The following is a 2,065-nucleotide window of genomic DNA, read 5'->3' on the forward strand; positions in this document are numbered from 1 at the left end:
CGGTATCAGCTCTCCGTTGGCTAGGCGTTGCTCCTGTGCCAAGGTAACGGTTGTTCCCTCTGTTGCTTTGGAATTTGAAGGAATACGGATTTCGCCGACGGGTACAGTTTTTCTACCCGGAGCATTAACGTTATTTAGATTATGTGATTCGATTCCTTCATGTGTTAAATTATTTATCTTCGTAATCTTCGGCAAAGAAACCGCACCAGTCTGCCTCATTTTTACAGCATTGGTTTCCGGAAGCCCCTCCCAGCTTATGCGGTAAGCCGGATTACCCATACCTTTGGCAGCAACAAAACTTCCTCCCGTTCCGATTAGTCCTGCACCAATTGGGTAGAGGAACTTAAGCCATTAGCTGCAACGACTTCACTATCATCACGTATATCATCAATGTTGCCATTGACAACAGCATGCCTAAAATTGCTGTTGTGCCGTTTGAGCAAATCCCATTCCTGTCGGACTGCCTTCCTGATAGAACCAACTACTTTGTTTTGCTCTTCTCGGTCGGTAGCTAACTTTTCCAGTTTGTTCCAGGCTTTTTAATGTGTTGGAAAATGTCATGTTGTTTACACTTTTTCAGGCTGTCCAGTTTTTGTTTTTTCGCTAAAAAATCGGTTAGTTCAGTCTAAGTATGAAATCTGAAAAGTGTAAATAGCACTGTTGATTTCTAAGATTTTTAAATTAGTTTGGAAATGCCTAAAACATGTATCGATGTGGCAAATATTGATGAGTTATCTTTCTGTAGATGAATTAAGATTCTTCTGTGGTCTTTAATAAATTCATTTAAAAAAGAAAATCTCACATATTTATGACGTATTTCCTTAATTAATTTTCTATTGCTTAATTTAAATAATCCATTGCCAAATTGGCCATCAAATGAAAGCCATATTTTTACTCCTTGAGCATCTTCCCATTTTTTTGGATAAATGGTTGGTGGAGTATGAAGATAAATAATCATATTGATACAGTACCCTTTTAGATTATTTTCGGAAATTATCCATTTGGTAAAAAAGATATCATCTACGTAAAAATTTCCTTTTTCAAGTATATCTGCTCCATACATTTGCTTTAATAGATTCCATTTTCCCCCAATAAAGTCAATGTGCGCGTGCTTCATTTTTTCGTTTTCCCCCTGTTTCCATTTTTCATGTTAAATATTCTCTCAAAGAAATGCTCTTTAGGATCTGCATGCGGAGAAGGTTTTGTGTACAAATGCTCTGGAATACCTGTGATCGGACTGATTCCATAGGTTTGCCTATTGTGCGGGATGTTCTGCTCGGCCTTCCAAGTTTCTATATCAATAGTTCCATTTGTGGTATATGTGTTTAAATTTAATTTTTTTAAATTAAAATGAGCATGTTGATTTCCTATTCCATTAAGGTCTCCAAAATTATGCCCTACAGAGTGGTCTTGGATTACATAACCTTTGCCATTAACAATAAATAGATACTCCGTAGAAAATAACGTGCGTCCTAAAGAATCCTTTTTGTAAGTTACTATGCCTATTCGATCATGCTTTTTTTCTACAATTGGCACACGACGAACTGCTGTTGGCTGCATTGAATTAGGAATCCCTAATTGTCGCTTAGCCATTCTAAATGTAGCATGTTTCGTAGTTGCTGCTTGTTTAAATTCTGTCATGGCCTTCATTAGGTTTCGGTAATTTCGTTCTGTGTCTAAGCGAACTACTCCCACACCATTAACACTATCCATTACAGTCATTAACGGTACATTAATTCCATGTTCCCTAAGAAAATTTCTAGCTATTTCATTTTTCTTGTCTTGATTTACTTGATCTATTCTTTTTAATTTTTGAATCTCAGCATATATATCTGGCACATTACCTTGTAAGAAAAATGGGTCCATTGCATATGCGGCATTCTCCAATGTTGCGGCTCTACTCTGCATCCGCGTAACAGCAGAAGTACTATTCCCCGCAGCATTATTCTCCACCGCATTCTGCCCGACCGTCCCGGCAACCTGCGCATCAAACAACGCTCCGTTGCTGCTGTTCGTACCGTTCAGACTGCCTCCGGCCGCACCCACCACCGAAGCAACCGCACCG

At 38.7% G+C, this 2,065-nt stretch carries 2 protein-coding genes and 1 pseudogene; all 3 read right to left on the reverse strand.

The features are described from left to right. A pseudogene (locus HMPREF3047_RS11210) lies at window positions 1-123 on the reverse strand (adhesin); the annotation flags it as partial. A gap of 553 nt (window positions 124-676) precedes the next feature. Continuing rightward, a complete protein-coding gene (locus tag HMPREF3047_RS00560) occupies window positions 677-1,117 on the reverse strand; it encodes a hypothetical protein (protein ID WP_070461584.1) in 441 nt (146 codons plus the stop codon). After that, window positions 1,114-2,065, reverse strand: a 952-nt coding sequence (locus HMPREF3047_RS00565) for an HNH/endonuclease VII fold putative polymorphic toxin (protein ID WP_070711879.1), incomplete at its 5' end; no start/stop codon positions are given. The genes HMPREF3047_RS00565 and HMPREF3047_RS00560, both read right to left, overlap by 4 nt.

Origin of the sequence: Neisseria sp. HMSC075C10, assembly GCF_001815615.1 — a bacterium.
Taxonomy (GTDB): Bacteria; Pseudomonadota; Gammaproteobacteria; order Burkholderiales; family Neisseriaceae; genus Neisseria; species Neisseria subflava_A.